Annotated in this window: 23 protein-coding genes; 1 reads left to right on the top strand and 22 read right to left on the bottom strand. The window is 40.0% G+C overall.

Features of this window, described 5'->3' with window-relative positions; genetic code table 11:
- Nucleotides 1–6 precede the first annotated feature (6 nt).
- Nucleotides 7–1,440 (bottom strand): four-carbon acid sugar kinase family protein, encoded by a 1,434-nt coding sequence (locus UFO1_RS00575; protein WP_038666554.1) that lies wholly within the window; start codon nucleotides 1,438–1,440, stop codon nucleotides 7–9.
- Between the two features lie 75 nt (nucleotides 1,441–1,515).
- The gene (gene garR, locus UFO1_RS00570; protein ID WP_038666551.1) at nucleotides 1,516–2,409 is read right to left on the bottom strand and encodes a 2-hydroxy-3-oxopropionate reductase; all 894 of its coding nucleotides are present in this window, start codon (nucleotides 2,407–2,409) and stop codon (nucleotides 1,516–1,518) included.
- A gap of 316 nt (nucleotides 2,410–2,725) precedes the next feature.
- Here garR and UFO1_RS00565 point away from each other — a divergent pair, with 316 nt between their 5' ends.
- Nucleotides 2,726–3,619, top strand: coding sequence for a MurR/RpiR family transcriptional regulator (locus tag UFO1_RS00565; protein ID WP_038666548.1), 894 nt, complete (start codon nucleotides 2,726–2,728; stop codon nucleotides 3,617–3,619).
- Between the two features lie 431 nt (nucleotides 3,620–4,050).
- On the opposite strand, the gene UFO1_RS00560 is transcribed toward UFO1_RS00565, so the two are convergent.
- From UFO1_RS00560 to UFO1_RS00470, 20 genes are all read right to left on the bottom strand, one after another.
- Nucleotides 4,051–4,500 (bottom strand): Hsp20/alpha crystallin family protein, encoded by a 450-nt coding sequence (locus tag UFO1_RS00560; protein ID WP_038666545.1) that lies wholly within the window; start codon nucleotides 4,498–4,500, stop codon nucleotides 4,051–4,053.
- Between the two features lie 152 nt (nucleotides 4,501–4,652).
- Nucleotides 4,653–6,875: a cache domain-containing protein gene (locus UFO1_RS00555; RefSeq protein WP_038666541.1), complete on the bottom strand. Its 2,223-nt coding sequence runs from the start codon at nucleotides 6,873–6,875 to the stop codon at nucleotides 4,653–4,655.
- A gap of 297 nt (nucleotides 6,876–7,172) precedes the next feature.
- Nucleotides 7,173–7,931, bottom strand: a complete 759-nt coding sequence (locus UFO1_RS00550) for a sulfite exporter TauE/SafE family protein (RefSeq protein ID WP_038666538.1) — start codon at nucleotides 7,929–7,931, stop codon at nucleotides 7,173–7,175.
- 112 nt (nucleotides 7,932–8,043) lie between these two features.
- Entirely contained in the window at nucleotides 8,044–9,009 is a 966-nt protein-coding gene (gene pfkA / locus UFO1_RS00545) for a 6-phosphofructokinase (protein ID WP_038666535.1), read from the bottom strand.
- 47 nt (nucleotides 9,010–9,056) lie between these two features.
- Nucleotides 9,057–10,139, bottom strand: coding sequence for a PrpR N-terminal domain-containing protein (locus UFO1_RS25610; protein ID WP_038666532.1), 1,083 nt, complete (start codon nucleotides 10,137–10,139; stop codon nucleotides 9,057–9,059).
- Between the two features lie 173 nt (nucleotides 10,140–10,312).
- Nucleotides 10,313–11,287: a D-2-hydroxyacid dehydrogenase gene (locus tag UFO1_RS00535; RefSeq protein ID WP_038666529.1), complete on the bottom strand. Its 975-nt coding sequence runs from the start codon at nucleotides 11,285–11,287 to the stop codon at nucleotides 10,313–10,315.
- Nucleotides 11,288–11,346: 59 nt separating this feature from the next.
- On the bottom strand, nucleotides 11,347–12,258 hold the full coding sequence (locus UFO1_RS00530) for a sugar phosphate isomerase/epimerase (RefSeq protein ID WP_038666527.1): 912 nt from the start codon (nucleotides 12,256–12,258) through the stop codon (nucleotides 11,347–11,349).
- 28 nt (nucleotides 12,259–12,286) lie between these two features.
- Nucleotides 12,287–13,219 (bottom strand): transketolase family protein, encoded by a 933-nt coding sequence (locus tag UFO1_RS00525; protein ID WP_038666524.1) that lies wholly within the window; start codon nucleotides 13,217–13,219, stop codon nucleotides 12,287–12,289.
- Nucleotides 13,216–14,052: a transketolase gene (locus tag UFO1_RS00520; protein ID WP_038666521.1), complete on the bottom strand. Its 837-nt coding sequence runs from the start codon at nucleotides 14,050–14,052 to the stop codon at nucleotides 13,216–13,218. Before UFO1_RS00520 ends, UFO1_RS00525 begins: the two co-directional genes overlap by 4 nt.
- Nucleotides 14,053–14,261: 209 nt before the next feature.
- Entirely contained in the window at nucleotides 14,262–15,575 is a 1,314-nt protein-coding gene (locus tag UFO1_RS00515; protein WP_038666519.1) for an MFS transporter, read from the bottom strand.
- A 74-nt stretch (nucleotides 15,576–15,649) separates the two neighbouring features.
- Nucleotides 15,650–16,306, bottom strand: coding sequence for an aspartate/glutamate racemase family protein (locus UFO1_RS00510; protein ID WP_051788769.1), 657 nt, complete (start codon nucleotides 16,304–16,306; stop codon nucleotides 15,650–15,652).
- Between the two features lie 39 nt (nucleotides 16,307–16,345).
- A complete protein-coding gene (locus tag UFO1_RS00505) occupies nucleotides 16,346–17,173 on the bottom strand; it encodes a sugar phosphate isomerase/epimerase (RefSeq protein ID WP_038666517.1) in 828 nt (275 codons plus the stop codon).
- Between the two features lie 15 nt (nucleotides 17,174–17,188).
- Entirely contained in the window at nucleotides 17,189–18,076 is an 888-nt protein-coding gene (locus UFO1_RS00500; RefSeq protein ID WP_038674778.1) for a sugar phosphate isomerase/epimerase, read from the bottom strand.
- Between the two features lie 73 nt (nucleotides 18,077–18,149).
- The gene (locus UFO1_RS00495) at nucleotides 18,150–19,175 is read right to left on the bottom strand and encodes a 4-hydroxythreonine-4-phosphate dehydrogenase PdxA (RefSeq protein WP_038666513.1); all 1,026 of its coding nucleotides are present in this window, start codon (nucleotides 19,173–19,175) and stop codon (nucleotides 18,150–18,152) included.
- A gap of 330 nt (nucleotides 19,176–19,505) precedes the next feature.
- A complete protein-coding gene (locus tag UFO1_RS00490; RefSeq protein ID WP_051788768.1) occupies nucleotides 19,506–21,407 on the bottom strand; it encodes a sigma 54-interacting transcriptional regulator in 1,902 nt (633 codons plus the stop codon).
- 118 nt (nucleotides 21,408–21,525) lie between these two features.
- Nucleotides 21,526–21,669: a hypothetical protein gene (locus tag UFO1_RS25070; protein WP_158442759.1), complete on the bottom strand. Its 144-nt coding sequence runs from the start codon at nucleotides 21,667–21,669 to the stop codon at nucleotides 21,526–21,528.
- Nucleotides 21,670–21,761: 92 nt separating this feature from the next.
- Nucleotides 21,762–23,009, bottom strand: coding sequence for a hypothetical protein (locus UFO1_RS00485; protein WP_051788767.1), 1,248 nt, complete (start codon nucleotides 23,007–23,009; stop codon nucleotides 21,762–21,764).
- A 26-nt stretch (nucleotides 23,010–23,035) separates the two neighbouring features.
- Nucleotides 23,036–24,184 (bottom strand): acyl-CoA dehydrogenase family protein, encoded by a 1,149-nt coding sequence (locus UFO1_RS00480; RefSeq protein ID WP_051788766.1) that lies wholly within the window; start codon nucleotides 24,182–24,184, stop codon nucleotides 23,036–23,038.
- A gap of 63 nt (nucleotides 24,185–24,247) precedes the next feature.
- On the bottom strand, nucleotides 24,248–24,907 hold the full coding sequence (locus tag UFO1_RS00475) for a 3-oxoacid CoA-transferase subunit B (RefSeq protein ID WP_038666504.1): 660 nt from the start codon (nucleotides 24,905–24,907) through the stop codon (nucleotides 24,248–24,250).
- Between the two features lie 20 nt (nucleotides 24,908–24,927).
- The gene (locus UFO1_RS00470) at nucleotides 24,928–25,689 is read right to left on the bottom strand and encodes a CoA transferase subunit A (protein ID WP_038666500.1); all 762 of its coding nucleotides are present in this window, start codon (nucleotides 25,687–25,689) and stop codon (nucleotides 24,928–24,930) included.
- Nucleotides 25,690–25,743: the final 54 nt, after the last annotated feature.

The following is a 25,743-nucleotide window of genomic DNA, read 5'->3' as shown; positions in this document are numbered from 1 at the left end:
CATCTGTTATTTTCTGCCAAGCATCTCAACAACTTCTTTTAACGTTGTTTTTGTACCGACATTTCCTGGAAAAATAATGTAGGGAAGTCCGGGGAATTTACTTTCACTGCCAGTAAGCCATACAGGTACGCCTGGTTTAACTTGTCCAGCAACAGTTGCTTTTTTCACAGCCAAACCTTTTGTTCCTACGTCACTTGATGTAATACCGCCTTTAGCAATGAGGAAACTTGGCTTAGCTTGAATACGCTCTACTATGCTTGTTACAGAATCCGATATTTTTACAGCAACTTTGAGTTCTTCTTCCTTATTATCGGCCCCAAGCTCAAAACGTTTACGTCCAGTGTAAACGGCTACTGTTTCTCCGTTTTGGATGTGTCCTTCGGCTGTTTTTACAATACGGCTGATTTCCGCTTCTAATACTGCGGTCGGTTCTAACACCAAGAGATGATTAAATTCGATAAAATTCACAAAATCTAATGTTTTTAGTTCTTCGAACTGTTCTGTTGTCTTTTTAACATGCGAACCGATAATTACGAGGCCGCCTGCAGTGCTGCCTTCGGCAACCAAATCCTTTTTAAGAAGTAGCGGTTTATCGCTTACCCCGCCAATTACTTTAGTAAACGCAGCTGCTGTGCGGAACATGAAATTCTTCCCTGCAGCCATAGCTTTAATAAGAGCAATCGAGAATACTTTTACATCTACGTAGTCAACAGCGTTGACAACTACTTTACCGAAATTAGAAACCTTTGCCAATTGCGCAGCAATTCCATCAATATCAAAGCTTCTAATACTTTCTAAAGAAATATAGGTAACATCTTTAGCTTTATATGCGCCCTTGGTTTTTTCTTCGATATAATCCCCCAAATTAGAACTTACATAACCAAAGGTTTTGTCTTTGGCAAACTCGGTTTGCCCAGCTGGCGTCAAATAGTCGCCTTCCTGTACATAATGCACATTTCCGATCGTAAAGCGTCCGCCTTCTTTGAAAATAGGCATAAGCACTTCACCGTCAATTTTTGTAGTACCGTCTTTTTCAAGGGTATCTTTAAGCACTTTAGTTTCAAGCGGATAATGACCGCGGAGTGTAGAATCTCCTCTGCTAATAACCATGAACCCTTTGCCAGCTTTTTTAGATACTTCTAATATGTTGGTTGCTATTTCCTGATGTGCCTTGGTTGTCTCTTCTTCGGTAAAGCTCCGGGAGTTAGTTAAAATAAAGAATATGGAATTCTCTTCTTTGAAACCAGCCTCAATGTTTTCCTTTGACCAGTCAGTATATACTGACACTCCATGAACAGTTTGAATTCCTGTCGGATCATCATCAAGTACAATAATTTTTTTGCCAAAGTTTTGTAGAGCTTTAGCTATTTCCGTATTAACCTTAGCTTCATCAATCTCTGGAATTGTTGCAAAGATTTCAGATTTTAATACTTTTTCCATTCCACACACTCCTATTACATATTACGGAATAGATGGGCTGCCACCTATTCCGATTTAATTAACTTTTAACCGAAATTAGCTGCCTTTTTTTACTTCAACGCCAGCTAATTTTTCATAGAATTGCACAATTCCACCATGGTCGTCCATAATGTGACCGTCAGCTTTTAAGCTGTGCATAATTTGTTTTAATTGGCTAGTAAGAAGTAAAGGAACATCAAGGCTTTGAGCCGTATCCATAACATTTGTTATATCTTTTAAGTTAATGGCAAGTGTTCCACCTGGTTTAAAGTTGCGATTGTACATCATAGGAGCTTTTGCATCAAGCACAGTGCTACCTGCAAGACCACCGCGGATTGCTTGGTAAACTTTTTCCGGATCAGCGCCAGCTTTTTGTGCAAGCACAAGTGCTTCAGATACTGCAGCAATATTTAAGTTAACGATAATTTGGTTTGCCAATTTTGCTACAGAACCGCTGCCGTTAGGACCTATAACAGTAACTGATTTACCCATTGCCAAGAAAACATCTTTAATTTTTTCAACAACAGCTTCGTCACCGCCAATCATGTATGCGAGTGTTGCATTGATAGCGCCAGGTTCCCCGCCGCTTACCGGTGAATCAAGGAATGGACACTCATACTTTGCTGCAGCTTCAGCAAATTTCTGAGAATCGACAGGAGATACCGAGCTCATATCAACAATAACTGTACCAGGTTTTACGCCAGCTAAGATACCATCTTCCCCTTCTAAAAGCGACTTTACAATTGCTGCATTTGGTACAATTGTAATAACAACATCACTACCAGCTGCCAGTTCTTTAGGAGAAGTAGCCGCTTTCGCTCCAGCTTCTACTAATGCTTCAACTGCTTTGGGATTGATATCATAAACAGTAGTATCAATACCAGCTTTTAGTAAGTTCAACACCATAGGTTTCCCCATAATCCCCAATCCAACAAAACCAACTTTTTTCATTTTTTAGCCTCCCTTTTTTTATAAAACAGCATACAATCTAAGCAGCTATTAATATCTACTTTTTCACTAGGCATATTCCGCAATAATAATATTGTATGCTCAGTTTCCATTTTTAGTTTGTTTTTAACTATACACTTGCTAACACAGTTATTTTTTAACTATGTGAATTGATTTAATATTAGCAAAATTAAATTTAGCTGTCAATGTGTAATCGTAATATTTTTTCGCAACTAGTATTGCAATCGTTATAAATTTACTCTATGCTAAAAGTCGATACGTTTTATTTTTTCATAAATAATTTTCCGAGGTGAAAGATATGACCAATAGACCGTTTACTGAAATACGTCATAAATACAATACGTTATCGACAAGTCAAAAATTAATAGCCAATCATATATTAAATGACCAAAAACATGCCGTTATGGCCACGATAAGTGAACTAGCTAAAAACTGTAATGTAAGTGAAACTACCGTTATGCGCTTTATAAAAAAATTAGGCTATACATCTTTTCAGATCTTTCGCATTGACATGGCACACGAATTTACTGAAATATCCTATAACCAGAATTCTTCGCATAAATTTAAAATTGAAGATGGCTACCAAGACATCAGTACTGATGATGACGTAGCTACCATTAACCAAAAAATCATACAATCAGCCTCAATTGCCATAAATGACCTTAAATCCTTAATTGATTCAGCATCCATCGAAGCTATCGTCACACTCTTTACAACGGCAGATAAAATACTCTTTTATGGCTCTGGCGGTTCAGACGTCATAGCCCTTGACGCTTACCACAAATTCTTACGTTTAGGTTTAAATGTAACAACCCATTCAAATTCCCACTTGATGATGATTCAAGCCGCACATCTTTCCCAAACAGATATTGCTGTGCTTATTTCCCACACAGGAGAAAGCCGTGAAGTCTTAGAAATTGCAGAAAACGCCAAAAAGCAAGGCACTAAAATTATTGGCATCACGAGTTATATTAACTCAAGTCTAGCCAAACTTTCTGATATTGCACTATTTAGTTCTACCAATCAGCTCAAATATTATACAGATGCCATGGTTTCCCGCATTCTTCAGCTGGTCATTCTGGATATGATCCTTGTCTCGGTAAGTTTACGGCTTGGTGATATAGGCAAAAATTCTATTTATCGCTCGCGCAAAGCTATTTCTGTTGCGAAAAAGCCAATACCTGATAATTAAGAAAAGACTTGAAATCAAGAAAGTGTTGTATTTTCTGATTCCGTAAAAAAGAAGGTCAGCTTCTCTAATGACAGAAGCTGACTTTCTTTTTGGTTCTGGTACGAGATTTTTGCAAGGGCAAAGATATCTTTTATCATTCAGCAGAATATTAAGCTACAATACCCATAATCTTGTTTAAAAATTCAACCTCAGAATGGACACTGTAAAGTGTTAATATAAAAGTACACAATTATTGCAAAATAAAACTGCACAAAATTGTGTACTTTTTCTATTTGAAATATCCGGCACCTGCCTTAATAGCCTTAAATAAATGATGCTCATCCACTAATTGAACTTCATGGATATGCCTCATCTCCAGAGGTTTTATTCTATTGAAGACAAGATAACTGCCCCCTTGTATTGAACTCCGTTTAATTACCATATAGTTAATTCTATTGAATCGGGATATTGCCCTGTGGTAACTGAGATTTATCTGCTTTTAGTAAGATAACGGTAAGAACACCGTGATCAAATTTGGCGCTAATTTTATCATCTTGAATATTATCTATATAAAAATTCCGTTGGAACTGACCAAATCGTCTCTCTCGGCGAACATAATTTTTTTCACTTTTTACTTCTTGTGTCTCATTTCTTTTGGCGCTAATTGTTAAATAATGATTTTCATAACGCAGACTAATATCCTCTTTATTAATGCCAGGTAGATCCGCTTCTATTACATATTCATTGTCAGTCTCCCGCAGATCGACTTGAAAAGAACTGGGGAAGTTATCAACATGATCAAAAAGCGCTTCAAAATCATCCCCCAAAAAATTTCGCGCAAACTTACTCAACGCATTTCTTTGATGTCCATGATTTTGCTTATAAGGTATTAAGTCAAACATACTTATTCTCTCCTTTCTTTCTGCTTGCATCATTTTTTAGTATGCTTACTCAATCTCTTTTTATTCAAGATGGTTATCTAATTCAAGCTATTTGCTTAAAAGGTAACGTTATAGCAATTTAAGCTTAAGCTTAAAGATTACCATTCCTAATTTTAAAAATACTGGTTATATAAGTTTTGAATCTTTACACAAAGCATTGAACAATCATCCAATTTCGACGTTTTCTGAATTTGCTCTTCCAAAAAGTCAATACTCTTTTCAAAATCGTGAACTTGATCAGGCATATTATCTTTAATCAAATCCATCAGTCCATCTGTAACAAAATAGAAAGCATCACCAGGCTGTATTGGCACTTTTACAATATTCAAATCCGCTACCTCAAACAAACCAATAAGACCTCCAGGCATTGTCACTAAGCCGTTAAATTGCTGCGTAGAAGCTAAAAAGTGGTTAATCCCACCTGTAACCAGCGTTACTGTTTTTGCATAGAAGTCAAACTCAAACATAATCAGGGCAACAAATGTTTCATCCGAAAGATATTCTACAAGTTTAGTATTAACGCTCTGCACTAGCTCCAAAGTCAATTTCTTACCAAGGGCTTCATCTAGACTAAATCTTACCGCTGCGGAATTAAGCGCTGTAGCTATGCCGTGACCAGAGATATCTGAGATATATCCCCGCAAAATACCATCTGAATGAAAAAGGTAATTATAAAAATCACCGCTTACTTCCCTTAAAGGTGCATAGGCTGCACGAACAATAAATAATTCATTGTTCGCATCTCCCGGCAGAAGGGCTTTTTGTAATTTACCCGCAAGCTGAACGTCCTGGCGAATTTTCCGCTCCAACTGTCGTTCATCTGTAATATCACGGTCAACTCCCTGAATGCCGTAAATCTCTCCGTCGGCGTTGTATATTCCACTACAGGTTGATTCAACCCATACCAACGTACCATCTTTGCATCGTATTTCTAGTTCTAAACGCCGACTTTCTATCTTTTGACCTGATTTTATCATCTCATTTAACCATTGAATATTGCGTACAGCTATAGCAGCCGAGGAAGAAGTTAGCCATTGCTCAGTGGTTAATTCCAGAGCCTCTTCCACCGTATATCCCCTTAGTCGCTGAACTGAAGGACTTATATACGTAAGCTTTCCCGATAAATCCATTGTCCAGATTACGTCAGTAACATTTTCAGCTAACAACCGATATCGCTTTTCACTCTGACGAACCATTACCTCAATCTGTTTGCGTTCTTGTATCTCACAATTTAACGCAGCAATCAACTTCTTCAATTGATTAACCATATGGTTAAAAGCATTCCCCATCCTACCAACTTCATCTCTAGATGTTATCTCGACATGCTGCGTCAAGTCCCCTATAGCCACTAGCCCTGCAATCCTTGCAATTGTTCTTATTGGCGTAACAATACCTTTAGCCATAAATACTGCAAGAAAAATAACAAATATAATAGCTACTAAAACTACGCCTGTCACAGTACAAATTAATTTATTTCTGGCTGCTAGGGAATTTGCTACCTTCTGACCAGCGAAAATTGCACCTATAGGCCTTTCATCCACACCGATTAACGGCATATAGGCTGTAACGTACTTTTCTCCTACAATTTCTGTTTGACCAATATATTTTTCCCCTTGCCTTAATACCCTTTGATCAATCATTTCATTCAGTGTAGTACCTGCTATACGCTGGCCATCTTTTATAATCGTCGTTGATAAGCGAACATTCCCTAAAAAGATAGTTGCGTCTGTATTAAACATCTTCTTAACCTGATCAACCGCCTTATTATTTTCCAGGTCATATCCTGTTGATATGGCTCCAACTATTTCACCTTGCTTATTTTTCACAGGAATACTTACTATGATAGCAAATTTCATTTCACTATTTGACTCTATCCCTGTAGCTTCCTCTCCTAAAAGCGCCCTGCGGATATTTGACTGATTTGTCAAATCATCACCTTTTTTAACAGGAGCATGTACACGAGCAATGACGATTCCCTTATCATCTGTTACCGTAGCAAAGTCTAGTTTGGCCTTTTCCACTCTTGGTTGAAGAATTCCTAGAATTTGCACTGTATCCTTTGACTCAATGGCACTAGCCAATATCGGATTGCCTGCCAATATAGAGCCATGCTCCAAGGCATCTTGTTTATTCATTTCAATAATACTAGCAAGGCCTTCTAGTCCTTGCAACGCTCGATCCTCATTCATCTTTTGCATGGTATCCGAAAATAGATATAAAGTTGGCCCCATAGTAGCACCGACAATTAAAAAAATGACTAAAATATAATATAACATTAGTCTATTTGTTAAGTTCAAAGAAATCCTACGCTTAAACCATTTAATCCACTTATTCACTAAAAGTTGCACCTCATCATATATCTCTTTGCTATAGAAAAAAGCAAAGTCTATAGTTATCATAATAGGTCTTTATTCTAATTGTTCAGCTAGAATTTTGGATTCTTCTATTCACTGAATCATATTTTCTTTAATTCGAAAATAATCTATGATATCCGAATTCTCAAAATTCGATCTATTAATTAGCATAAATTTCGACAACCATTGACGTTTCCCTTTAAGGTATAAATCAAAAGCGTACCAAGTTTCTCCTTTAAAACTTGGTACGCTTTTCGCATTCACAGCAGAGTCCTTTTCCTAGCCAAATAGTAATAAAATTCCACCAAATATCGGTACCGACACCATAGAAACCTTTAAAATAGAAGGGTCTAGGCGTTTTGTGAATTTTGCCCCAACGTAGGCCCCAACCATCAGCCCTATTGTTACCTTGAGAAGCAACGATATGTCCAAATAACCAGCTGACAAATAACCTAAACCACCCAATAAAGCAATCGGCATAATGATAAGCATGGTTGTACCCGCAGACTGATGAATCGACATATTAAAGAATACTAATAAACCGATTTGGATAAATGGAGTGGCACCAATTCCAAAGGTTCCTGATAAAATTCCTGTAAAAATTCCCAAGCCGCAGGCAGTTACCCAAAACTTCCACCCTACTGGAGCAGATTTACTTTCAATTCTTGAGAAGATTCCCTTAGAAGCAAAAAAGATTTTAAGCCAAAGCAAAATAGCTGATAAAAACAACATACAAGCCGTCAACCATTTGAGATCTTTGGCAGCCAGGCCAGATGCAATTTGCGATCCAATAAAAGCACCTATTGCCCCAAAAACACCAACAGCTATTCCATTTTTCACCTCCACATTACCTTCGCGAAAATGACTGTATGCGCCAGACAGAGTGGTAAATATCATCGCGCTAAGCGATGTTCCCAAAGCAGTGTGTATTGGAATACCGAATAATACGGTTAAAACCGCAATAACAACGCCCGCTCCCCCGGCACCAACAAAACCAAGTAATAATCCTAAAACAAACATTACAAGAGCAATCAGCATAATTCTACGCCCCTTCTTCATGACCAAGAGAGTGAAACCCCAACAACAATATTATATAATGTTGAGTCCGCTTTGCAACGCTTTTCGGCAAACTATAGAATCCAAAGCATCTCTACATTCCCAAAACTCGGGAAAGCTCATATTCTCCGAGATCGACACCGGGTTGAAACTCATTTTCTTTACCATAAGACACTGAAACTAACTTTCCATGTCTCATCGCTACCAAAAAATCACTCTTATTTGCAATGATCTCATCAATGGCTGCTGCCCCCATGCGGCTGGCCATAATATTATCCATAGCTGTTGGATTACCACCACGTTGAATATAACCGAGCACTGTGACCGAAATAGGAAGATTTGTTCGCGCTGCTATTTGTGTTGCAATATCATGCCCCCTACCAACGCCCTCAGCTAACATAACAACACGGTACAACTTGCCTCGTTTATAACTTTCCAGCAACTCTTCACAGACTTCCCCTATGTCATTGGTAATCTCCGGTATCAGGATTGTTTCTGCACCACATGCAAGGCCTGACATTAATGCTAAATTTCCGCAGTTTCTGCCCATGACTTCTACAATGGCAACCTTATCATGGGAGATACTCGTATCTCTAATTTTATTAGCGGCTTCTAATATTGTATTCAACGCTGTATCAAATCCAATAGAATATTCTGTACCAGGCATATCATTATCGATACTCGCCGGAATCACGATCGTATTGACGCCTAGTTCAGACAATCTCATAGCACCTTGCATAGACCCATCACCGCCAATTACGACCACTACGTCAATCAACTGGTTTTCCAAATTCCTTAAAGCTACCGCCTGCCCAGCCTCAGTCCTAAATTCTTCACTCCGTGCTGTTTTGAGTATAGTCCCTCCTTGATCAAGAATACCAGCTACCGATTCTAAGCTCATGGGTAAAAAGGTTCCGTTTATTAATCCTTGAAAACCTTTTTCAACCCCAAATACTTCAAAACCATGATAAAGTCCTTTTCGCGTAATTGCCCGAATAGCAGCATTCATTCCTGGAGCATCTCCACCACTAGTCAGAATCGCGATTCGCTTATTACTCATCTTTTCCCTCCTATTGTGAATCGTATTATCTCGCAATTCAAAGAAAACTAGAGCGGTTTTTCTGCCATATCTACGAGTTTTTGGCCTATTTCTTTTAAATTGTCCAGCATCCTAGCTATTTCTTGTGTAGCTGTAGCTTGTTCTTGGGTAATTGTATTGCTCTGTTCTACATTTTTTAATACTCCTTCAACGGAATCGCGGAATTCATTTAGGGTTGCATTGATATGGTTGGCCGAACGATGACTTTCATCGGCTAGTTTACGAATCTCTTCAGCAACGACGGAAAATCCTCGCCCATATTCTCCAGCACGTGCCGCTTCAATGGCAGCATTCAGTCCTAATAAATTGCTTTGCTCAGCTACTCGCCGGATGATATCTAATATTGCTGTAGTATTCCTTACTTTTTGATGCGCAATTTTGGCAATAGCGGCTGTTTCTTGACTTGTTGCCGCGATTTCTTGGGAACTTGCCGTTAACTCTTCTATAGCTGCCACTGCTTGTTCAAGATCAATATAAATGTCACTTACATGCCGCTGAATCTGCCCCGCCCTTTTATTATCCCGCGAACGTTCTAATTCCTGAGCCCTGGCAATCCTTAATGCTTCATGTATCGCTCTTTTTACGGACGTAGGGCCTGAAGCAATTTGTTCAGCTAGTAAGCCCCTGTTTTTTCCGATCTTATATCCTGCGCCATCGCCAACAATTCCTTCCACTCCCAATTGAGTGAGATCCTGTATTGCTTGCCTTACTTCTTCATCACTCTTACATGGACGAAAGAAAATCTGTAGATTTTCATACTGGAAATCCTGCACAACATCGTCAATTATATTTTTTCTAGCGACAACCCCAATCTTTCTTTGGCCAGTATTGATCATCTGGAAAACTGCAAGCAAAAGATCCGTCACTGAGGCGGCGATCTCAATTACGGTTTTTCCAGATTGTTGTTTTATGATTTCAGCGGTCCCTCCTCGAGCTATGATTATATTAATCTCTGGATAGGCGTTAGCTAATTCTAGTGCTTGCTGATTACTGCCGATTTCAATCGGAAAACTCACACTCATTTCGACAGTAATTCTTTTCACAATTTCAGCAACAATTTGTGAAGGTGCTATGAATAGAATCGGTTCCATATCGACAAATCCTCCAGTTTTGCATAACTTATCTGCTTTACTCCGCGCCACAAATGAGAATGAGAACTCATTAATTTGGCGCAAAATACAGCAAGCAGCTATTTATAGTATCAAATCTGCCGTATATTTTGCGCCATTATGATATTGCCTTATGAAAGTTCTTTATGACTGAATTATTTATTTACCACATTGATCGGTTTGCCGTTAATAAAGTGACTTAGATTATCCATCGCAATATCCATCAGACGTTGACGAGATTCCTTAGGAGCCCATGAAATATGAGGTGTAATAATGCAGTTCTTGGCTATCAGTAAGGGATTATCTGCCTTAATCGGTTCTGAAGATACTACGTCTAAAGCCGCTCCAGCAATCTTACCGCTATTGAGGGCCTCCGCAAGATCTGCTTCCACAACAAGAGGGCCTCTTGACGTATTGATAAGCATTGCTCCTGGCTTCATCTTGGCCAAGGATTCCTTATTAATTATGCCTTTAGTGCTTTCAAATAAAGGACAATGAAGACTGATTACATCAGACTGTGCGAGGAGTTCATCGAGTTCCACATATTTTAGGGTTACACTTTCTAGTTCCTTTATCTGATAGCTATCAAAAGCTAAGACCTTCATACCAAGGGCTTGAGCAATTCTAGCTGTTGCCTGCCCAATGCGACCAAAGCCGATGATACCCATGGTTTTACCGGCAAGTTCGATGAGTGGATAGTTCCAGAAGCACCAGTCAACGTTATTTGTCCAATCCCCTTTTTTAACAGCATCGCTATGTGCACCCGCATGATGGCACATTTCCATTAAAAGAGCAATGGCCATTTGGGCTACAGCATCTGTGCCATAGGTAGGGATGTTAGTTACAACTATTCCTTGTGCTTTCGCCGCATCTACATCAACCACATTGTAACCAGTCGCAAGTACCCCAATAAATTTAAGGTTAGGCATAGCTTTCAGCGCTTCTGCAGTAAGTGGTGTTTTGTTGGTGAAGACAACTTCAGCATCCCCCACTCTTTCTATTATTAAGTCCAGCCCGGATATATCATAGGCTGTACGGTCATATGCAGTGGTTTCACACATTGCTTCTAAAGCTTTCCAGCTTAAATCTCCAGGGTTTAAAGTATAGCCGTCAAGTACGACTGCTTTCATAACTATCAACTCTCAATTCTTTTTTATTTTTAATACTTCTCTCAGTCCTATCAATGTAATTAGACTTTTTCCCACGCTAAATTCAAAACTCTCTTAGCATTGGCAACTACAAGGTCCGGATCTTCATTTCCGAAGGGTTTTACTTCAAAGCTAACAATCGGGCGTTTTTCTTTACTGATAAAACCAATCTCCATTAGCACTCGTAAATATTCTACCAATTCATCAACATCACTTTCTCCACCTGGGAAACCAAATCGAGGATGAGCGTCACCATATGCAGGCCAGGATGGATCTTTCACTACACAGTTCCCCATATGAGCATGCATAATATAATCTTTAATCGGAATCAGCGACTCTTTCGCTGTTTCATGGAGGAGTGGTAAATGGCTTAAATCTACCATCAAGCCAAAGTTATCGTATTCGGCTCTCATCTCTTGTGCAAATCGTTTGGCCAAGTCTACTGGTCCAATAAGTGATTTTTTGTCCACATCATAATCAAAAACTTCTAGGACTACTGGCATATTGCCTTTTTCTTTAGCATAGCGGCATAATTCCTTCGTAGATGTAATGAGCGCTTGGTAAGCTTCTTCTTTTTGCTCTTCTGTATAATTGCCACTCAAGAAAGCAAAACCTTTTGCTCCCATTTCATAAGCTTCATCAATACCTTCTTTCAGAGACGCTAGAGCTGTTAAGCGGCCAGCTTCATCAATATTATTGATGTTAAACCCAGTTGTTAAGAGGCGGGGTTGACCACCATAGGTCACTGTCATATGAGAGGTATCAATCATTTGTTTGACACTTTTTCTTACTTCTTTATCTTTCATCCAAGTGATTTCAGCAACTTCAAAATAGTCGTCAACGGCAACCTTTTTAAAGGTTTCTTCAATAGGGCCTTCCCCTTTTATCACAGCAGGATAAGCCATAAAGTGGATTAAGCCTACTCTCATATATTTGCGAATGGATTCATTCATGAATAATCGCCTCCAAAATGCTTATATTTTATTTCTTGGCAATAACCTTTCGTGCAGCTTTTACTATGGACAGAGTATCAAGTCCGTGCTTAGCCAGTAGCTCGTTATAATCACCAGACTCACCAAAAACATCCTTAACTCCTATAAATTCCATAGGTACAGGTTTATTCGCTATCAACACTTCAGCTACTGCTGAACCAAGGCCACCAATGACACTCGCTTCTTCCGCAGTGACTACCGCGCCAGTTTTAGTAGCCGATTTAATCACTAACTCGCTATCAATAGGCTTAACGGTATGCATATCAATGACTTCCGCTTCAATACCTTCAGCCAGCAGGATTCTTCTAGCTTCCATTGCCCGGTGAACCATATAACCGTTGGCAATAATAGTCACATTTTTACCCTCTGCCAAGACATTGCCTTTACCAATAACAAATGGACAATTTTCCTCACTATACACTGGAGGAACTTCCGCTCTGCTCAGTCTTAAATACACGGGGCCAATATATTCAGCAACAGCTGTAACTGAAGCTCTGGCTGAATACTCATCTGCTGGCACAACAACCTTAAGATTGGGAAGGGAGCGCATGATGGCTACATCTTCAATGGCTTGGTGACTGCCCCCATCATAAGAGTCGGAAAAACCGCCATACGCACCTACCACTTTAACATTCAGTTTATTATAAGCAATGAGGCTACGAATGGGGTCCGTTGCTCTCACCGCCATTAAAAAAGCAAAGGTATTAATAAAAGGAATCTTTTCTGCCAAAGCAAATCCTGCAGCCATAGCTGCCATGTTCCCTTCGGCAATCCCTACATTGAAAAACCTGTCTGGAAAGGCCTTACCAAATAATGCAGAACGGGTAGAACCAGATACATCCGCATCAAGCGCTACAACCTGGGTATTCTTTTTTCCCAATTCTACAAGTGCTTCACCGTAAGCTTCTCTCATTGCTTTCATTGTACGCAACCTCCCAGTTCTGCTATCGCTGTTTCATATTCTTGCTTGCCAATGGCTTTGCCATGCCAGGTGTTTTTGCCTTCCATGAAGGAAACGCCTTTACCTTTTACGGTTTTTGCAATGATTACTGATGGCATGCCTGTTTCTTGTTTAGCCATCTCAAAAGCTTTATCTAAAGCTACTAGGTCATGACCATCGCATTCAATAACATGCCAATCAAAGGCTTCAAATTTCTTGCGTAAATTCCCAAGAGGCATTACGTCATCTACTGTGCCGTCTAATTGAACACCGTTATAGTCAACAATGGCAATTAGGTTGTTTAATTTGTATTTAGAGCCAGCCATGAAGGCTTCCCAATTTTGTCCTTCCTGCAGCTCGCCATCTCCTAAGAGCACATAGGTGTTATAGTCTTTTTTATCCAGCTTAGCTGCTGAAGCTAAGCCAACACCAACAGACAGACCGAGGCCCAAAGAACCCGTCGACAAATCCACCCCTGGAATACGTTTCATGTCAGGATGACCTTGAAGCATACAGTCTAGCTGCCTTAAATTAGCAAGTTCTTCTGCAGGAAAGTAACCTTTACAGGCCAGTGTAGTATAGACTACTGGTGCGCAATGTCCCTTCGAAGCGATGAACCGATCTCGATCTGGACAACCCGGTGTGGTACAATCCACCCGCATATGACCAAAATAAAGTGTTGTCATAATTTCTACAGCTGATAAAGATCCCCCTGGATGACCAGTTTGCACCTTGTATAATGTCTTAATAATATCAATACGCATTTTTTTAGTAATTTCTTTTAATTGACTGACTTTTTCCTCAGATAATGCCATGCAAATAGCCTCCTTGTTTTCAATAATATTTTTCAAATTAAATGCCAACCTATAGCAATACTTTCATGCTTTGCGCCATATTTCCATCAAGGGATTGATAAATCCGTTCATACTCTTTGATGAGCATCTCTATTACTTTATAATTGAGGCACAGATTGTATCTGTGCCTTTGACACATAATGTATTCCTCTCATTTTTTAGTTAGCTTTTTACATTACAACCTTTTGTTCATTTTCAAGTTTTTCCAAATTCAATTCCTCTGCAATAGAAAGCGTTGGATCAACTTTTAACCAAAGCAGAGCGCCAATAACCAAAATTGTACTGGCAACAAGGAAGGGATATACCCATGATCCTGTAAATTGAAGGATGGCACCAAATACCAATGGAGATAATGCAGAACCGATATTGCCAATGGTATTCATCATTCCAGATACTGTCCCAGCATACTCATGCCCTACATCCAGGCACACAGCCCAGTAAACACCGACCGCCATTTCTAGGCCAAATAGTGAACAAGCCAGATAAAACACTGCCATGTATGCATTATCAGTCAATGCACCAGGAATCAAAAAAGCCGCTGCTACTAACATGCCTGCCATCGGCACCACCCGACGAGCAAACTTACCATTCCCAGTCTTTTTCCAGATTCTATCAGATAACCAACCTCCTAGGGTGTCACCAACTACTCCGGCAAACAAGGGTATGCTAGCGAAAATACCCATCTTAATGACACTGAAGCCTTTCGCTTCAACAAGAAAAGCAGGCAACCAAGTCATAAATATCCAGACAGTATAGCAATACGTTGGAAAACTCAAGCTGAGAAACCACATGTTCTTACTTTTTAAGAGAGCCTTAAACGGCAGTTTTGGGGCAGCCTTTTTACTTGATTTCCCGCCATCAATAAGATCCATTTCAGCTTGGTTAATACCGCCCCATCTTTCCTTATACTCACTCGGTTTATCACGATACCAAAAATACCAAAACCCAGCCCACGCTAAACCAATAGCCGCAAAAATATAAAATACTGAATGCCAACCCCACGCATTCATAATAACCGCGACTATCAAAGGTGTAATCGCCCCACCAAATCTTGCTGCTCCGTGAGTAAAACCCTGAGCAAAACCACGTTCTGTGGAAGGCATCCAATGGGCAAATGCCCTAGTTGCGGTAGGAAACGCCCCTGCTTCACCAATACCAAACAAAAGTCTTATTACCACCAGGGACATGAAATTCCATGCCATAGCTGTAGCAACTGTCATTAGCGACCAAAGACAGACGATACCGGCAAGAACCTTACGAGCACCTAATTTATCACCTAGCAATCCGACTGGAATTTGAAACGAAGCATAAGTCCAGGAAAACACCGATAATACGAGGCCCCACTCCAGTTTGTTGATTCCGAAGTCTTTCATCATTAATGGGGCAGCGACTGAGATGGCCACGCGGTCAAGATATGTAATTAAGTAAACTAAGCACACCACAAAAAGAACAAGATACCTTACTTTCGTTGGCTTTTCTGACATTTTGTAATCCCCTCTCCTCTATTCACTTAAATGAAATGCCTGATTAATTGGGATTTAGTTGCCCTTATGATGCGTTACTTTTTTAAGGTTTCTTTTAACTGCTTGATACACATACTAGGACTAGAAAGTACCGTGCATCCGCAGATCGTTTGTATATCTTCCTCTAAATGGGCCATAGATGCCTGGGCTAATATCACCACGTCCTGCTGTTTTATTTCAAGTGCGCTTCCTTTTACTATCTCATCATGATACTGCTGATCTCCTGCTTTCATCGCCACATATGCTTTAGGGCAGACTATCACGGATATATCGATATCCTTACTAATTTTTTGAGCTTCACTAATGAGCTTATTTTTTGTCGGCTCAACTGTACTGTCTGCAGTTGCCAGGATAGTAATTTTCAACCCAATTTCGACTGCTTTGCGTATCATCCCTTCATCGATTGTAATGATTGGTACTTTAATAAAAGGAGAGATTTTTTCTATTGTTGGAGATAGTGTAGAACAGGTTACAATAATTGCATCCGGTTTAGTCATTTCCGCACATTTTACAATCGAGAATAACCTCTGCATATTATTAACGGTAAACTCTCCCTTTTCAGCCGGATCACTTGCCAAGAATTCGTCAAGGGTGTTAACCACTTTCACATTAGGGATAGCGTCTTTTATTCTGTTACCAAAAGTAGCTAAAACACTTTGAACTGTGTGAATTAAGGCAATTTTCACTACCACGATAGACCTCCTTTTTTATACAGATCATCTGATCCAAGGTTATTTATAGACCCTATCTAAGATGGGTCGAAGATGTGCGATGGCCCCCGCTGCCGCTACATCTTGATCTGGCAGTTGGAATATTTCGGTACAAAAAGCGCCATCAAAACCTGTATTCTTAAAAGCTGTGATAATCTTTTCAAAGTCAAGACCACAATGACCAGGATATCTTCGATTATTATCCGCTAAATGGACGTGAATGTTATAATCTGCATACTTTTCTATCACTTCAAACATATCTTTTTCTTCTATATTAAGATGAAAGACATCCATCATCATCTTAAAATACTCATTGTCGACATCCTTAACTACATTTACAGCCTCTTGCACAGTATTAATAAAATTTGTTTGCATCAACGTTACCGATTCCAATGCGATTTTAACATCTTTCTTACCTGCGTACTCACTGATTTCTTTAAAAGAGTCAATAGCGTATCCATAGGATACTTCTTTAGGTAGTTCAGCACAATATTGGCCTCTTACTCTTCCGATATTTACATTTGAACCAAAATAAGCTGCAAAATCAATAATTCCCTTAACCTGCTTCTTGGCTTTGTTTCTTACATCCAAATTCCGATCCATGAAAGAAAGCTTTAACTGTCCAAAGATTTCACCTGTACAAATAAGAACAATATCCAGCTTGTTTTTGTCCGCTTCACCTTTCACCTGATCCCAGTTAAGCTCCAATGGATTGAGTGTCATAAGCTCAACCCCGTCATAACCAAGTTCAGCAAGTTTTCTAAAACTATCATCTAGTTTACCTTGAAAAGCTGTAACTGCAGGTGAAATAGCCACATCTGGTGTCGCCACTTGATAACATAGTTTCATCTTCAACCTCCTTCATTAGACTTTTGTCCACGCCTCTTTTAGTACACGTTTAGCACCGGCAATGACCAACTCGGGATCCTCATAGGGCCTTGGTTTTACTTCGAAACTCACTATAGGTGGATTCAACCTATTTAGATAACCTATTTCAAGCAACACTTCTAAAAAATCAGTTACCTCCGCGACATCGTTTTCACTATTAGGAAATCCAAATCTTGGATGTTCGTCGCCGTATGCTTCTAATTTACTTTGCCGCATTACCGCATTTCCAATATGGACATGTTTGATATATTGCTTTATGGGGAGCAAAGCTTGCCTAGAATTTTCACCTAGCAAGGGAAGATGACTTAGGTCCACCATGATGCCGAAGTTAGTGCATTCCTTTGCTACTTCCCTTGCAAATCTTTCAACAAGTCCAACCGGACCTATCAAACTTTTTTTGTCAATATTATAATCAAAGACCTCTAACAGGATTGGCATATTCCCCTTACGGGATGCATAAGCACAGAGTTCTTTAGTGGATTGGATAAGGGCCTGTAGGGCATCCTCCTTCTTGTCTTCCTCATATCTGCCACTGAGGAAGGCAAAACTCTCTGCATTCATGTAGTAGGCTTCATCAATGCCCTCTTTCAAAGCTACAACTGCATTTTTTCTGCCTTCTTCATGTAAATCATTGATATTAAGTCTATTAGACAGCAGTCTAGAGTGTCCGGCATAAGATACTATCATCTTACTTACTTCAATGATCCCTTTTATGTCTTCCCTTGCTTCAATGTCTTTTATTTGCCCTATCTCTATGACCTCAAAAAATTCATCCTTAGCAATGGTTTTAAATGATTCTATCAGGTTTTGCGGATCTTTTGCCGAAAGTGGAAATGCCACACCTTGCACTATACCTATTTTCATATAGCTTCGTAAACTATCCAAGCTCTCTCCATCCTTTCAATATTTCCTTGGTGGGAGACCATGTCTTTGCCCTTTATTGGGATACCAGGACTTTCTTATCACAAAGAGCGATTCTGGCTGCCATCTTTACAGCGTTCTCAAATGCTCCCGTATTTGCAATCCCCTTACCGGCAATATCATAAGCGGTACCGTGAGCTGGTGTTACAATTGGCGCTGGGAATCCTGCGGCGATAGTGATGCCAAATTCGAAACCTCTTAACTTTAATGCAATCTGCCCCTGATCATGGTACATGGTAACGGCTGCATCAAATTGATCATCGAAAGCTTTAATAAATAAAATATCTGCAGGAAATGGACCTAAAACATTGATTTTTTCCTGGCGAGCCTGTTCCATAGCGGGAATTATTACATCAATCTCCTCTGTGCCACATAGTCCATTTTCGCCGCCATGGGGATTAAGAGCCGCTATACCCAGCCTTGGATTCTGGATTCCTGCACGAGTTAGCGTTTTAGTCGCCAACTTGATTGCCCGCATGACATTCTCTATCGTCAAACTATTACTAATTTCTTTTACAGGAATATGGCTTGTCACCCGTGTCGTCCATACATTATCTAGTACATTGACTTCACCAAAGGGTTCAGTCCAATTAAAGTGTTGGGCAAAAAGCATTTGCTCACTTTCAAACATATGACCTCCCGACTTTAGTGCCGCTTTGTTTAACGATGCAAAACAGAAACCGTCGATTTTTCCTTCTTTATAAAGATTAACTGCCATAATGAGAGCATCCCCCGCTGCTTTCCCGCAGATAGGGTTTACTTCGCCTATCCTTATTTCTTCAGGATTTACATCCTTCTGATCAAGAATCCAAATACCTTCTCCAGTTGTTTCCTCAATGTTTTCGATTATGGTATACGGGAAATCAACTTTTGCAACTTTCATTCCCATTTTTAGTACCCGCTCATCACCGATGATTACTGGACGGCAGCATGTTTCTAATACTCCTTTGGCTATAACCTTGGCTACAATCTCTGGTCCAACTCCGGCAGCATCACCGAGGGTGATACCTAGTACCGGCTTTTCGTTATAAGTTCTAGTCATCAACTTTTCCTTCCCCTCTCTACAATAAAGAATTTAGATAATCCTAATCACTTTTATAATATTTGCAATATTCGTGCCATTCGTTTTTCTTTCAGTGACTTTTATTCTAAATTCAATTCTTGCTTATACTGAGTTAGGCTATTTTTATGACTTTATTCGTGTACTTAAATAATTCGTTCTTTAATGCGATACCCTTTTATCTGTATCTAGTAGTTCCGAAAACAGCAAAAAGACAAAAAAATAACGCAATGCAAAGAGCTATGAAACATTTTTGTTTCAAAAATGTTTCATAGCTCTTTGCATCATCGTCAAGGCCATTCTCTATAACGCTTAGGACTTCTCTTTTAATTTTCTCCATAAAGTAGTTCGACTAACCCCTAGAAGATTTGCGATATCTGCTTTATTGACTTTTGCAACACTCAGCAAATTCATCAATGCTTCTAAATTCTCTTCTCCAGGGTGTTTCATCACTTTGGCCACAATTTCATCTTGAACTACTTTTTCTTCCAGAGGCTGTTCAGAGCAATACAATATTTCCATTGTCTCTTCCCGTGTAATAAATTTATTATCAGTTAACACGACCAGTCTCTCACAGATGTTCCTCATCTCTCTAATATTCCCTGGCCAGTTATAGCTACTCAGTACCTCCACAACGTCTGACGTAAGCGCCGATATCACTTTATTATACTGTTTACAGTATTCCTTGATATAGTATTGGGCGATACTTTCAATGTCTTCTCTTCTTTCACGCAAAGAAGGTATTCTTAAGTTCAATATATCAAGTCGATAAAGCAGGTCTTGCCTAAAATGACCACTCTTAACTTTTTTCTTTAAATCAATATTTGTAGCTGCAATAATCCGAACATCAATAGGCACGATATTATTGTCGCCAATTTTTCGAATCTCCCTCTCTTGAAGAACCCTAAGCAATTTTGCCTGCAAGTTCAGAGGGATTTCACCGATTTCATCTAAAAAAAGAGTTCCTTTATGAGCAATTTCAAATAATCCAATTTTCCCACCTTTTCCTGCACCAGAAAAGGCTCCTTCCACGTAACCAAATAGCTCACTTTCTAAAAGATTCTCTGGAATAGCGGCACAATTTACTGCCACAAAGGCCTGGGTTTTTCTGTTACTGGCATTATGAATACTTTGCGCAAATAACTCTTTCCCTGTACCTGTTTCTCCAATAATTAATATATTTGAATTTATCTGACTGTATTTATAGGACGTTTGTATGGTTTTCTTTAAAACACTACTGGTACCTATAATATTACCGAAACTATATTTTGCCACTAACCCCTTCCGACTCAATTCCTTTCTGATCTTACTTTCTGTCTCTTGTATTTTGTCAACATTTTGAAATGTATACACTACGCCAACCATCCTGGTCTCTACTCGGATAGGAACCCACTTAGTAAGAACCATCCCTCCGTTAATATTTCTAAGAACTCCCGATTCTTCCTCATATGTTTCTGTTACCTTGAATAAATCTCCATCAGGCAGTATCTCGTTAATTGAATTCCCTATCACCGACCGATTCTGAGGAATATTAAGTGTTTTATAAGCAGTTTTGTTAAACGCCGTAATAATACCCTCTTGATCAACTGCAACAATGGCCTCTTGCGTATTTTCCAAGATAACTTTAAGAAGTTCCGCTTTTGATCTTTCCAACCGCGCAGCATGGGCTGCATTCAGTGCTTCTTTAATTGCCCTTCTAATTGCCTCTTCTCCCGTCTTGATCTTCACGCATTGCCAACCCATATTTTTAGCAAGACTACACCCTGTCAATCCTCCAACTACTGTATCTGCACCATGAGATCTTGCAGTATTCAAAGCGCATCGAATATCTTCTTCATTTTTTATTTTAAAAACTTCAAAATCAATATTGACAATTTCCTTTAAACTTCCGACATCATAGATAATTGATTCAGAAGCGATAATTGCAATTTTTTTAGAGTTATATTTCTTCTTACACACATTTATTGCCTGAATGATATCATAACCTGTTACCGCTATTTCGATGACGGAAACATTCTTTAAATTATTTTTTAGAGCAAGATAGGTTATACCTCGGGCAACAATAATATCTGAATCCCACTCTTTAAGAAGGGTTTCTTGCGTACCAACAATATGAGTAGTATTAAAAACCACTCCCTCTCCCTTCGCTTCTGCTAAAAAACCTTCAATCTGTTCTTCAATTTCTTTATAAGGAATTATAAACGTAATTTTCATCAAATTTTTTCACTCTTTCCTATAAAAAATTGGATCTATGTATATCAGTATAACATTATTTATTCCTTGTTGCGGTCGCAAATCCTCAATCTTTTTTATCATCTTCCAAATTCGGGGTTCACTTCAATAAGGAAAGGGGTGCTAAGAGACATATCGCTCGTATTCCATCTTGAACGACTTCACCATTCAATGTTGTAACAATTCTGCAATACCTTGCTCTTTCTTGGTGGAACAAAGTACCTGTTAACAATTTATGTATCATATAAGGACAAACTCCTGCAAGGTTGATTACTTTGCAGGAGTTTGTCCTTATATTTACTTTACATCTCCGAATGCGACAGATTAGCTAACCAATCAATTAGAAATAGAGTCTGTTTTAGTAACCATTTCTTTATAAACAAGCGGCCATTTATCAAAGAAGGTATTGAAATAGAGGAATACCATCAACAAGGCAAACTGACCTGCCAAAATACCCATTACTGGAAAACCCATCCCAAGATCATTTCCAGCAAAAGGAAGAATCCTATAGACTTGTAGCCATGCAAAACCGAAACCAGTTCCAAGCACAAGCCAGATGATAGCGCGGATACTCACGCGTCTTGCAACGCTCGGTTCCTTCTCGGCATTGGGATAGTCATCAAACAAATGATGCCAGCACAGCATGGTTACAATAAGCGATAGTTCAAGGGAGGCAGTTGTAATATACGGATTCACACCAGGATTGATGTTAAAAGTGTTAATTAAGCTGACATACAAGGCAGGGGTTAAATAACCGCCACATAGTAAGGCCCCCACTAACCCGATAATCCCCATCCAAGGCTGTTTGTCAGTGAAAATCTTATACGGATAACCTTCCCCACCTTCCGCTGGGATAAGGAACCAAAAAATAAATCCTTGGCAGAAAGCAAGTACAGCTGGCCAGGAACCCATTGGTTGAGAGGTAACTTCATATCCACCTACTTGAACATGCATAAAACTGGGAACAAACAAAGCAACCCAAACAAGCAAAGCAAATAGTGAGCTAGTCATCATCACTGCCAGTCCGTCGAGGGGAGGTTTAAGGTTACCAGTCCAAGGCTTCTTTTGAAAAAGGGAAACAAAAGGAATCTGTGCTATAATCACAGGCAATACATAGAAATTGGAAGCCTCCCATCCTTCAAGTGCCAAATGAAGCTCTTGCGCTGTCTTGGGAGCAAACATTATGGCTAAATTAAAAGGCTTCCACCAGATGCCAATGAAGGATATTAAAACAAGATAAGCACCAATACCGCAGACGAAACTGAGAAAAGTATACCAAATTCCGGCACCGGGTTGTTCTTTAGTCAAGGTGTATTTGCCATAATTACCGAATATTAAAGTCTGCCAGATCCAGGCGCAGATGCTGCACCAAAAAAAGGTTCCCTCTGCAAATGTGGCTATAAATTTTTTCGCCAGTGCAGGTTCTACTGCTTGCAATCCCGCCGCAGCTGTAAAACTAATAATAATCTTTGCCACCGTCGCCCAAACCGGCCAGTAAATCATAGCGTAAACAAAACATAGAATTACACCCACAATCCCGGTAGTCAGCTTGCTATCAAATCGTCTTTTTACGATATAATTCATACACTATCCTCCCTCATGTCCAATAGTTAACTTCCCTTGAGTTTCGCCACAGCCGTCCCCACAACCATCTTCAATACTTCGGATGCCCCAACCCCAATATCAAGTAATCTCGCATCCCGAGCATAGCGCTCCACGTCGTTATATTTCATATAACCGTGACCGCCAAATATTTGGAGAGCCTTGTGGCAAACCTCGTTAACCACTTCTGTGACAAACAGCTTTGCAACAGAAGTTTCCAGAGCGTAGTCCTTTCCGCTATCCCTTTTCTTAGCCGTTTCCCAAACTAACAAATTAGCTGCTTCTAATTTTACATACATGTCGGCCAGCATCTCTTGCACCGCAAAAAGTGCGTTTAGCGGCTTACCGAAAGCGACTCGCCTATTTGCATATTTTGCAGCGCTCTCCAGAGCAGCTTCGGCAATGCCGAGTCCCATGGAGGCCATCCCCAGACGCCCCCCCACTAAGCCATACATGGCAATTTTAAAACCGGCATTTATATCACCGATTATATTGTCCTGCGGCACTACGCAATTGTTGAAGGTTAAGGCAGTAGTATAAGAACTTCTGCATCCCATTTTTTCTACAGGAGCACCAATTTCAAATCCCGTTGTACCTTTTTCAACAATAAACATACTAATGCCTTTTGCCCCAGCCTCCACATCAGTTTTCAATGCAACGAAATAGATATCAGCTAAGCCACCATTCGTGCAAAAAAATTTAGCCCCATTGAGTAGCCAGCCTGCCTCGGTATTTGCAGCCGTTGCCTTGATCCCGGCAGCATCAGAGCCTGCTTGCACTTCGCTGACGGTATAGGCCGCCACTTTTTCACCCCGCAATAGGGCAGGCAAATATTTCTGTTTTTGCGCCTCATTACCAAATTTCAGCAACACATCAACAGCCATCCAATGCACGTGGAAGGTGAGCGCTACCCCGGCGCTCACTTTAGCAATTTCTTTGGCTACCAAGTGATTGGTAATAGAATCATAACCACTTCCACCGTATTCAACATCATAATTTATGCCAAAAAAACCGGCTTCGACCATTATTGGTAAGAGTTCAGTAGGAAACCTGCTGTTTATATCCAGCTCTCTTGCAATAGGCTGGAGGTTATTTTGGCAAAATAGTCTAGCCTGATCTACAACATCACTAACTATATGTTTTTCCGAAATGCTCACAAACATCACCTCCTGAAGATTTAACCAGAAACATAAACGGATAGGCCGCCTTGTATAATCTACTTAGAGTCTCATTTCGCAGAAAGTATCGGCAACAATAAAGTCAGCCTCAGTGCAAGCTTTAATTTCTTCTAGGGTTACACCAGGTGCATGCTCTTTTAAAATAAGAATATCATTGCCTACTTCGAAAACGGCCTTATCGGTAATAATTGACTTTACACAGCCTTTTCCTGTGAGCGGGAGAGTGCAATTTTTAAGAATTTTAGATGCACCCGCTTTGTCAGTATGCATAAGGCAGGCAACAACTTGTTCCGTACCATAGCACAAATCCATAGCGCCACCAATACCAGGCCACCATTTGCCATTACGTTCTACAGCCCAATTGGCTATGTTACCCAATTGATCCACTTCTAAAGCACCTAGGACAGTAATATCCAAGATCCCACTGCGCATAGCTCCCAGCGAAGTAGCTAAATCCATAATAGCAGCCCCTGGCATAAGTGTGATAGGCTCAGAGCCAGCGTTAGTCATATCCGCCATTGCTTTTGCCGCTGTAGGCCTAGGTCCAACACCGAAAACACCATTTTCAGCATGAAACATTACCTTAACATCCTCAGGCAAATAGTTTGAAGCCTGGGTTGGCATTCCAAATCCCAAATTGACAAGCTGTCCGTCTTTAAATTCCTGGGCAACTCGTTTAGCAATTAATACTCTCGAATCCATGTCATTCCCTCCTAAAATTCTTATTTTTCGGGAGCCAATTTACCAATCTTCAGCCAATGCTGACGATAAATATCATCATGCTGTTCTAAGCTTAAGCCCTTGACAACTGCTTGCACAAACGGCGCTGGTGTCCCCACTCGCTCAGGCGAAATAGTGCCGACAGGAACGATTTCTTCCACTTCCGCCACGGTATAATCACAGGCCATAGCCACCATGGGGTTACAGTTCATACTGGTATGCCGATATTCCAAATTACCCATTTCATCAGCCCGCCATGCTTTAACAAGACCAATCGGTGCTCGCAAGGCAGGCTCAACAAAGCATTTTATTCCATTTACTTCAATAATTTGTTTGGGTTCTTTCATCTCTGGGAACAGGGTCGGATCGTCCAATATGCCTACACCAACTGGAACAAGCACACCACCTAGACCCATTGCACCAGCCCGAACCTTTTCAATCCAGGTACCCATCGGGTAAAATTGTTCAACTTTAAGATTTCCCTTCAGGTATTCATCGGTTGACTCTTGGGTAGTACCGACATGACTGGAAATAATCTCTCGTACTAAGCCGTTTTTATATAGCATCGCTCTGCCAAAACCGCTCAAACCCGGTTCATTGGTAATCAAGGTTATTTCGCGAATTTGGTTCTTGATTAACCACTCGATACAGCAAGTCGGCTCCGCTGCCCCAACAAACCCTCCCATCATAATTGTCGCGCCGCTTGTTGGAATGCCACTTAGTGCTTCCTCAATGGACTTAACTTTGTTAGAAAATTTAGACACGCGCTTTTCCTCCTCCAGATAGTAATCTTTCGTTGGTTAAAACCGATGGCCATC

The sequence above is a fragment of the Pelosinus sp. UFO1 genome (assembly GCF_000725345.1).
Lineage (GTDB): Bacteria > Bacillota > Negativicutes > DSM-13327 > DSM-13327 > Pelosinus.
This window is presented reverse-complemented; position numbering and strand designations above follow the sequence as displayed.

Coding starts and splice junctions, on each gene's coding strand:
- UFO1_RS00575 (WP_038666554.1), bottom strand. CDS start 1,440: ATGGAAAAAGTATTAAAATCTGAAATCTTTGCAACAATTCCAGAGATT.
- garR (WP_038666551.1), bottom strand. CDS start 2,409: ATGAAAAAAGTTGGTTTTGTTGGATTGGGGATTATGGGGAAACCTATG.
- UFO1_RS00565 (WP_038666548.1), top strand. CDS start 2,726: ATGACCAATAGACCGTTTACTGAAATACGTCATAAATACAATACGTTA.
- UFO1_RS00560 (WP_038666545.1), bottom strand. CDS start 4,500: ATGTTTGACTTAATACCTTATAAGCAAAATCATGGACATCAAAGAAAT.
- UFO1_RS00550 (WP_038666538.1), bottom strand. CDS start 7,931: ATGCTGATTGCTCTTGTAATGTTTGTTTTAGGATTATTACTTGGTTTT.
- pfkA (WP_038666535.1), bottom strand. CDS start 9,009: ATGAGTAATAAGCGAATCGCGATTCTGACTAGTGGTGGAGATGCTCCA.
- UFO1_RS25610 (WP_038666532.1), bottom strand. CDS start 10,139: ATGGAACCGATTCTATTCATAGCACCTTCACAAATTGTTGCTGAAATT.
- UFO1_RS00535 (WP_038666529.1), bottom strand. CDS start 11,287: ATGAAAGCAGTCGTACTTGACGGCTATACTTTAAACCCTGGAGATTTA.
- UFO1_RS00530 (WP_038666527.1), bottom strand. CDS start 12,258: ATGAATGAATCCATTCGCAAATATATGAGAGTAGGCTTAATCCACTTT.
- UFO1_RS00525 (WP_038666524.1), bottom strand. CDS start 13,219: ATGAAAGCAATGAGAGAAGCTTACGGTGAAGCACTTGTAGAATTGGGA.
- UFO1_RS00520 (WP_038666521.1), bottom strand. CDS start 14,052: ATGGCATTATCTGAGGAAAAAGTCAGTCAATTAAAAGAAATTACTAAA.
- UFO1_RS00515 (WP_038666519.1), bottom strand. CDS start 15,575: ATGTCAGAAAAGCCAACGAAAGTAAGGTATCTTGTTCTTTTTGTGGTG.
- UFO1_RS00505 (WP_038666517.1), bottom strand. CDS start 17,173: ATGAAACTATGTTATCAAGTGGCGACACCAGATGTGGCTATTTCACCT.
- UFO1_RS00500 (WP_038674778.1), bottom strand. CDS start 18,076: ATGAAAATAGGTATAGTGCAAGGTGTGGCATTTCCACTTTCGGCAAAA.
- UFO1_RS00495 (WP_038666513.1), bottom strand. CDS start 19,175: ATGACTAGAACTTATAACGAAAAGCCGGTACTAGGTATCACCCTCGGT.
- UFO1_RS00490 (WP_051788768.1), bottom strand. CDS start 21,407: ATGAAAATTACGTTTATAATTCCTTATAAAGAAATTGAAGAACAGATT.
- UFO1_RS25070 (WP_158442759.1), bottom strand. CDS start 21,669: ATGATACATAAATTGTTAACAGGTACTTTGTTCCACCAAGAAAGAGCA.
- UFO1_RS00485 (WP_051788767.1), bottom strand. CDS start 23,009: ATGAATTATATCGTAAAAAGACGATTTGATAGCAAGCTGACTACCGGG.
- UFO1_RS00475 (WP_038666504.1), bottom strand. CDS start 24,907: ATGGATTCGAGAGTATTAATTGCTAAACGAGTTGCCCAGGAATTTAAA.